Raw genomic sequence first — 7,676 nt, 5'->3', positions numbered from 1 at the left:
TACTTGACGGGAAGCAGTTCAGTTAGGGCTCTCTTCCTTTTTTTATTTATTTTCTAATGATGTCATTCACCATGTTACGATTCTGTCAATCAGACTCTTCTGCTCCGTTGCCGTTCTTCTTAAGTAAATCCTTGTAGTCTCAATACTTTCATGCCCCATAAGGTCAGCAAGAAATGAGATATCGTTGTATTTTTCCAAAAAGTTCTTCGCATATCTGTGCCGAAAGGAATGAGGATAGACTACGTTGGGATCAAGTCCGTATTTTATTGCATATCGTTTTAGCTGCTGCCCAACTCCTCTGGTAGAAATCCGGTCTCCAAAACGGTTTGTAAATAAATAACCGCTGGTTTTCTGATTTTGATTCATCCATGTCTGAACTTCTTTTTTCAGCTTTTCCGGAATGTAAACTCTCCTCAGCTTTCCCCCCTTGGAATAAAGATCTAGATACCCAAGTTCAACATGCTCCGCTTTTATTTGTATCAGCTCACTAACTCTGGCACCAGTTGCTGCCAAAAACCACACGACGAAATACCATTCCATATTTCCATCCTGCTTTAGTCTCTTTTTCAAATATTGATAATCCGCATTGCTGATGACATTCTCCAGGAAATTTTTCTGTTGTATTTTTACATTTTTTAGCTGCAGCGGCTGCTGTTCCATGTAATAGAGATATTTATTCATGGCCTGAACCTTTAAATTTACGGTTTTGGGTTTGTAGCTTTCCATCAGATAACCTTTATAAGCCAATAAATTTTCTTTACTGATATCGGTATATTGGGTAAAATAAGATCTTACTGCAGATATATAAGTAACGATTGTACTTTCAGATAAATTTTCTTTGCGAAGATATGTTTCAAACGGCATTTGTGCCTGCGTTTGTGCCTCCATTTGCTGTCCTCCATACGCAAAATTTTACTGCATATCATTTTTTAATGAGAATATTATAAGACCAACCTGGCATAGATGAAGGGCATTGCCCCATAGCCCACTATCCTGCCATGCTGCAACGCCCCTGCTTCCATCATCAACTATCTTTCCGTACTTGTTTCTGAATGACCATAAAAGGTAAGCAGATATAATCCGCAGATCCCTACCACGGCATACACGATCCTTGACAGCCAGGTCATGCTGCCGAAAATAAATGACACCAGGTTGAAATTGAAGAAACCTACCAGCCCCCAGTTTACTGCACCGATGATGGCAATTGTCAGAGCTGTGTAATTTAATGCTTTATTTCCCATGGCACTACCTCCTTTTCCCTTATATTATGGAGTAGCTCTCTGGTTTTTATACATTATTTTCCCAAACTCGTGATTCTTGACCTGATTTCATCCTCTCTGTCTTTAAATAAAAGACTTTTGTTATATTGATAATACCTTTCACACTCATACTCCTTTAAGAATTTTACACTGTAAAAGCCGGAATTTAATTCAGTAATAAACAGGACCAGCTCCTGTCCTGTCACAAATGCCGCTTCCAGAAAATCAAAAGCATGCTCCAGGGCTTTTCCACTCTCTGCAAAGAGCATATCATAACGTTTTATTTCCTCCTGAAACATCTTCCGTATATGATTCCAGTCGTCTTTCACATCATTTTTTTCAGATTTCTTTAAGGTTTCTTCTATTTTAAGCAGCAGTGCCTCCACATCACGGTACAGAAAATCCTCCCGCCTGTTCAGAAGTCCTGCCTCCCGTTTTTGCTTTAAAGATTCACTCCACTGGTTTCTTATTTTAAACAACCGCTCCTCCATGGAAACGTCTGAGTTAATATCCGTTTCCGGATCAGCCTTTTTCAATTCCTCCATTAAAAGACCCGTCCTGTCTCCCTGATCAGCAACTGATTTAAAATGCTGCCCAAGTCTGGACAAGAGAAGTCCCATTACGTTCAGTTTTTCATCAAAGGGAGCACGGCCTAATTTGTTACACAGGCTTTCACGAATTGTACCTGAGAGAATCTCGTCAATCTGATAATCATCCCGGTATTTGTAATACAATTCCAGATAATTAGCAAAGTCTTTGGCAATCTTTGGAAACTGAATATATTCTCCGACCACATCCCTGTCTGGCTTCTTTCCCAGACGTTCATAAATCTTTATAAAGCTGGATAAATCCTCCCAGCCTCTTGGTGTAGCAAAAAATTTCCCATCTACCGTAGTTTCAATCCGGCAGAAATTATCAGTTCTGGCGTTTAGATAGGAAATAACTGCGGGATGAATCTCATGCTCATAGGCATATGTCTTCCATACCTCATAATCCGGTTCTACGTGAATCAGTTTCATTCTGTCTAAGGTAACCACATCAAAATCCCTGACCGATTTGTTGTATTCCGGAGGGTTTCCGGCAGTTACAATAATCCAGCCTTCGGGAATACGGTGATTTCCAAAAGTCTTATACTGAAGAAACTGAAGCATGGTAGGTGCCAGTGTTTCTGAAACGCAGTTGATTTCATCGATAAAGAGAATTCCTTCCGATAATCCTGTGCTCTCTATCTTATTATACACAGAGGCCACAATTTCACTCATGGTATATTCCGTTACACGAGACTGTTTCCCTCCAAATTCTTTATCTGTTATAAACGGAAGTCCCACCGCACTCTGTCTTGTATGGTGGGTAATGGTATAAGCCACCAATCCAATCTGGCATTCTCTCGCGATTTGCTCCATGATCTGTGTTTTACCCACTCCGGGCGGCCCCATTAAAAATACCGGTCTCTGCCGCATACCAGGAATCTCGTAAGTGCCGTAGTCATCTTTTAGTAAATAAGCCTCTATCGTATTCCTGATCTCTTCTTTTGCTCGTTTTATATTCATCGTTTTTTGTTCTCCTGTAATTTTACTTCCAGATCTTCTCTGGTCAATACAACCTTCATTGCCCAGCCCGGCACTGATATGTCCTCATACTGATCTTCCATAAACACGAATGCCGTTTCATAGGGAGGCATTTTTACGGGATAAATTCCTTTTCCGTCTGTAAAATATAACAGCCCACGAAGCTTTTTAAATGCCCCCTTATTAAGAAGCCCATTCACATATTCAAATGCAGGCCGAAAATCAGTTCCCCCGAACCCGGAAAGAGTAAACTGCTTCATATAATCTTCCATCTCTTCCCGGCTTGTAATGATGGCATCGGAACGGATCTGTTCGTCACACTGTATGATATGAATGTTTAATTTACGAAAATAGCTTTCCGTTTCTCCAAGCACCTCATAGGTCTGCTCTAAAAAACTACGCACCAGATCTCCAGAGACTGACATGGAAGTATCGATCACTATTACAAAATCTTCTATTTTAAAAACCTCTCTTGTTTCAAGAGGCTCGATTAAAGGCATATTTTTATAGAGCGTTAAGCCATAGGTATAAAATATCGAATCAAAGGAATCAGGATCCACCTCCGCTTCCTCTTTTAAAACTGCGAATTTTCTTAAGAACCGTTTATAATCATAACGTTCCCGGTTTTCTATTTTCACCTGTTCCAAAAGCTGCCTGGAGGATTCGTCATCCTTTTCTCCGAAGGATTCCATCTCGGTTTCCATCTTCTCCCTGATATCCTGCCATTTATTCTGACGTTCCACCTTAAAACGGGGATCTTCTTCCTGTTCCCACTTATCATGGCTGTCCACATAGAATTCTGCCTCCATGCGGCGAAACGCTTCCTCTGAAGGATTCATTTCCATAAGAATATGGTAAATTCCTTCCGCTGTAAAAACTGGTAGTTTCGTTCTAAACTGTCCATATATTTCACGCCGGTATGGTGACTGGTGTCGGAAAACTGATTTTACATAAAATCCGTCCAGAATAGATTCAACCGCTATGTCACAAGCCAGATCCCAGTAGTGCTTTTGACGGTTACCCATAGAACCAAGGTGGCAGAACAAACAGTGAAACAGCATATGGAGGCAGGCCCGGTTGATTAAAATGCGGCCTCTTTGGAACATGGTAAACAGGAGCTCCGGCTGATAATAGATCACATAGCCGTCCGTGCTCATCCCAGAACCTGACCGCTCTGCTTCAAACCTAAAACTGCTTAACGCAACATCCAGATATCTGAAGTTTAAATAAAGTTCGTTTCTTGCATTGTCCAGAATTTCATGTCCAAGTTCTACCTCATTCAGTTCATCAAGCTGACGCTGTCTCACCGGATCAATCATTTCAATACCTTCTTTCTATACGCTACTTGGTGCTGTACCTTTCTATGTTAATGAAAACACGAAAAATTCATGTTAAAGAGAAAATGTACGTTTTTTTACTGGAAAACGCAAATGTCTTAAATCCATTAAAGAACTTAACAGCTCCGTATTGTTATGTTCCGATGCCAGATCAATCATCCGGTCAAGATCCACCTGGTCCCTGCAATACTCTTTCGCCAGCCAGAGAAAAAGTTCACTCTCACTTAGGGCCGCCTCTCCTGCCGCCTTTAGATGCTCTCTTAAATAATCTTCATAAATCTTACGGTCTCTGGGGAGCAGATTAAGGGGGGTATACAGCCTTCCAAGAGCAAGAGCCGCCGTCAGCCGGTCTGATTCCTGAACTCGGACATGGGGAAATAATGCGTCATATTTATGGAACTGGAATTCTGACTGGGCAAAACAATACCGGTACATATGTCCGCACCCATGCATCTCGCGGAATATAATCCTGGCAGGTGTGTGTTCCACCGATTCTTCATACATCTCAGGAAATATCAGCCTTGCGGTCATATTCCCAGAATAATAATTTACGTAAAGTTCCTGACGCAGCTCCGATACAATTCCCTGCATACAGGAATGATTTCCCTCTGTAATATGAATATCCAGTTTTCTGATTCCCAAGCAGCCGGTGAACAGACCGGAACCCAAATCAATTATGGAACTGTAGCATTCGAGACGGCGGAGCTCAAAACAGTTATAAAAGGCATAATTTCCAATTTTTCTAATGGAGGCCGGTAGATATAAATCCACTAAGCGTTCACAGATGACTTCCGGAGGGAGCTCCTTTTCACCGTTGGAAACCGTATTTCCCTCCTCATCGCACATTTGAAAGTCATTACCGGCGAGGGAAAGCATCTCACTCCTTCCCGCGCCATCGGAAAAAACATACTCTGCCAGCTCTGTCACGGGCAGACCTCCAATCTTATCCGGTATACGGACAGTTCCCCCGTATCCTCTGCACGCCAGAATCCGCACATGATCATTTACTTTCTGATATAAAAACATTTTAATACCTCTCCAATGGATCGTTTAACAAATCAATATATCAGAAAAATGAAATAAAATCAACCGCCTCATACTATTTATAAAATTTTATACATAAAAAAAGGAGAATCTCAAGGAAAATGAACTCTTTCCATAAGATTCTCCATAATCGGATCAATCATTCAGTGTTATATTCATGCTTCCCATACGGTAACCGTCTAAATCCAGCGTCACGTATGTAAAACCAAGTCGATGAAACTCCGACGTTATCATGTTCTTTTTAGGTTCTGTTATAAGCTGTGCAATCTGATCCGGAAGCACTTCAATCCTGGCAATTGTACCGTGAATCCGAACTCTTACTTGAGAAAACCCCATGTCCAGTAAAAGCTGTTCTGCTTTGTCAACCATAGACAGCTTTTCCCTGGAAATTGTTTCCCCGTACACAAACCGGCTTGACAGGCATGCAAAAGACTGTTTGTTCCAGGTATTTAACCCCAGGTTCCTGGATAATTCCCTAATTTCCTCTTTATTCAGTTCTGCATACCGCAGCGGACTGTGTACTCCCAGCTCGGCAACCGCTTTCAGTCCCGGGCGGTAATCACCATTATCATCTAAATTGGAGCCTTCTGCAATCTGCTTTATGCCATATTCTGCTGCTACCTCCGCAACCTTTTCAAACAGTTCATGTTTGCATAAATAACATCTGTTTTTGGGATTGCTGCTAAAGCCTTCTATATCCAGTTCCTCACTGTCAACAATAAAATGCCGGATTCCCTCTTTCCTGCAAAACTGGGCCGCCTCATTCAGCTCCCGTTCCGGAAAGGAGCAGGACCTGGCCGTCACTGCAATCACACGGTCTCCAAGTACTTCGTGTGCTGTTTTTAATAAAAATGTTGAATCCACCCCTGAAGAAAAAGCAACTGCAAGGCTGTCCAAATTCGAAATATAAGCTCTCAGTTTCTGATCTTTCTCTTGAATTATCATATAGTCTCCTTATACCACACTTCATTAATATGTTTATAGGAATTATAGCAATTGAAGGGGAGGGTGTCAACACCCCATTTTCACAAACTCTTCACAGAACCATCATGATCTGGTCACATTTTTCCGGTATATTAATAATCACAAAGAGGTCAATAACCTTTTCATATAAATACTTTTTCATACTTCAGCCGGTAGGATCCCGCCAATCTTACCGGCTCCTCCCTTTATCCCCCCCTGTTAAACATCTGGAATCCTTACCTTATTTGTCAATTACTGCTTTTCGAACCATTCTTTCTATATTTCAACATATTGCTATTGGTGTTACAATTAAGTTGTTCAAAAAACAGAAAAAAGAGGGAGGTAATTGTTTATGTATTTTGATTTCAGTTCCTGTAATATCAGTGATTTATTAAAATTAATTTCTCAGTTTTGCAAATAGCAGTTTCTTATGGGGTTCAGCCAGATTGGTTGAACCTTTTTTAATGGATACCGGACTTAGTACATTTGCTCAGGTTGTCAGCAGCCTTTCTTACTTTTTATTGACTAAATGAGCCAATTTCAATCAAATTACCTTCCGGATCTGCAATATAGCAGGTGCGCTGTCCCCAGTTTTCCGTTGTTGGTTCTAAAACAGGGGTTGCTCCTTTTGTAATTACCTCTTGAAATGTGGAATCTACAGCATCAAAATTTTCCACGCTTAGCGCTATTTCGTAATGCCCATTGATTGCCTTTGCATAACTAAATCCCCTGTTTGTCATCTTCTCAAAATCACTTCTCCGATACATCAAAAACAATGTACCATCTTTTTCCAGATAAACATTCGTTGCATTTTCGTCTTCTTTTATTTCAAACCCAAGAACATCGCGGTAAAACCGTACCATCACTGCCATATCCTCTACGAAAATTCCAAATCCATCTAATTTCATTTTCTTAATCATGCCTCCTGTTTTTTGACAATCATACAACATATAACAGGACAACTGTCTGTCATAATAAAAAAATATATCTGGCACAGCTGTTCTTCTGAAATATACTAAAATGCAGGATAAAGAAATGTTCCCATTTCCTCACCCTGCATTTACTACCTCTAGTCTCCAACCTTCCTTGCTTCAAACATCTGGCTCAGTACAAGCCAGTTTGCCCGGAAGAACTGCATGATCTGCCAGTAGCCGGCTCCCGTTAATCCATATTCTTTAATTAAATCAAATTTGGCTTTATAACTCCTCACATCTTCAAACCAGACCTCATGCTGAATTCCGAACTTCCAGTAACGGAAAAACGGGGACATAGCCTCTTCATCAAACTGAATCTCTGCTCCATTTTCAATGGCAATCTGTATCGCTTCCAGATTACTTACGGTTTCGGCTCTCGTAACTCCCCGCTCATATGGGAGAGGCCAGTCATATCCATAATTTGGTATCCCCAGGCTAATCTTATATAATGGAATCTCGGTTATCGCGTAGTCAACCACTTTCCTGACCATGTTGATTGGCGCAACTGCCATGGGGGGGCCGTATGTATAT

General features: G+C 41.0%; 8 protein-coding genes. All 8 read right to left on the bottom strand.

Annotated features, from left to right (window positions below; translation table 11 throughout):
* Nucleotides 1-66: 66 nt before the first annotated feature.
* Entirely contained in the window at nucleotides 67-888 is an 822-nt protein-coding gene (locus DS742_RS17160; protein ID WP_117418206.1) for a tyrosine-type recombinase/integrase, read from the bottom strand.
* A gap of 140 nt (nucleotides 889-1,028) precedes the next feature.
* A complete protein-coding gene (locus DS742_RS17155; protein ID WP_117418205.1) occupies nucleotides 1,029-1,241 on the bottom strand; it encodes a DUF378 domain-containing protein in 213 nt (70 codons plus the stop codon).
* A gap of 53 nt (nucleotides 1,242-1,294) precedes the next feature.
* Complete coding sequence (locus DS742_RS17150; protein ID WP_117418204.1) at nucleotides 1,295-2,809, bottom strand: ATP-binding protein; 1,515 nt, start codon at nucleotides 2,807-2,809, stop codon at nucleotides 1,295-1,297.
* Complete coding sequence (locus tag DS742_RS17145; RefSeq protein ID WP_117418203.1) at nucleotides 2,806-4,146, bottom strand: vWA domain-containing protein; 1,341 nt, start codon at nucleotides 4,144-4,146, stop codon at nucleotides 2,806-2,808. Before DS742_RS17145 ends, DS742_RS17150 begins: the two co-directional genes overlap by 4 nt.
* Nucleotides 4,147-4,218: 72 nt before the next feature.
* Nucleotides 4,219-5,190: a leucine-rich repeat protein gene (locus DS742_RS17140; RefSeq protein ID WP_117418202.1), complete on the bottom strand. Its 972-nt coding sequence runs from the start codon at nucleotides 5,188-5,190 to the stop codon at nucleotides 4,219-4,221.
* Nucleotides 5,191-5,343: 153 nt separating this feature from the next.
* The gene (gene larE, locus DS742_RS17135) at nucleotides 5,344-6,153 is read right to left on the bottom strand and encodes an ATP-dependent sacrificial sulfur transferase LarE (protein WP_117418201.1); all 810 of its coding nucleotides are present in this window, start codon (nucleotides 6,151-6,153) and stop codon (nucleotides 5,344-5,346) included.
* Nucleotides 6,154-6,689: 536 nt separating this feature from the next.
* Nucleotides 6,690-7,091, bottom strand: a complete 402-nt coding sequence (locus DS742_RS17130; RefSeq protein WP_437126182.1) for a VOC family protein — start codon at nucleotides 7,089-7,091, stop codon at nucleotides 6,690-6,692.
* Nucleotides 7,092-7,240: 149 nt separating this feature from the next.
* Nucleotides 7,241-7,676: glycosyl hydrolase family 18 protein (locus DS742_RS17125; RefSeq protein ID WP_242996552.1), on the bottom strand; the 436-nt coding region annotated here is incomplete at its 5' end.

It is taken from the genome of Lacrimispora amygdalina (assembly GCF_003432035.1).
Classification (GTDB): Bacteria; Bacillota; Clostridia; order Lachnospirales; family Lachnospiraceae; genus Lacrimispora; species Lacrimispora amygdalina.
Note: the sequence above shows the minus strand (reverse complement) of the source record. Positions and strands in the feature narration are given on the sequence as shown.

Excerpts from the sequence above, each read along its gene's own strand:
- DS742_RS17140 (WP_117418202.1), bottom strand. The coding sequence starts at position 5,190 with ATGTTTTTATATCAGAAAGTAAATGATCATGTGCGGATTCTGGCGTGC.
- DS742_RS17160 (WP_117418206.1), bottom strand. The coding sequence starts at position 888 with ATGGAGGCACAAACGCAGGCACAAATGCCGTTTGAAACATATCTTCGC.
- DS742_RS17150 (WP_117418204.1), bottom strand. The coding sequence starts at position 2,809 with ATGAATATAAAACGAGCAAAAGAAGAGATCAGGAATACGATAGAGGCT.
- larE (WP_117418201.1), bottom strand. The coding sequence starts at position 6,153 with ATGATAATTCAAGAGAAAGATCAGAAACTGAGAGCTTATATTTCGAAT.
- DS742_RS17155 (WP_117418205.1), bottom strand. The coding sequence starts at position 1,241 with ATGGGAAATAAAGCATTAAATTACACAGCTCTGACAATTGCCATCATC.
- DS742_RS17145 (WP_117418203.1), bottom strand. The coding sequence starts at position 4,146 with ATGATTGATCCGGTGAGACAGCGTCAGCTTGATGAACTGAATGAGGTA.
- DS742_RS17130 (WP_437126182.1), bottom strand. The coding sequence starts at position 7,091 with ATGATTAAGAAAATGAAATTAGATGGATTTGGAATTTTCGTAGAGGAT.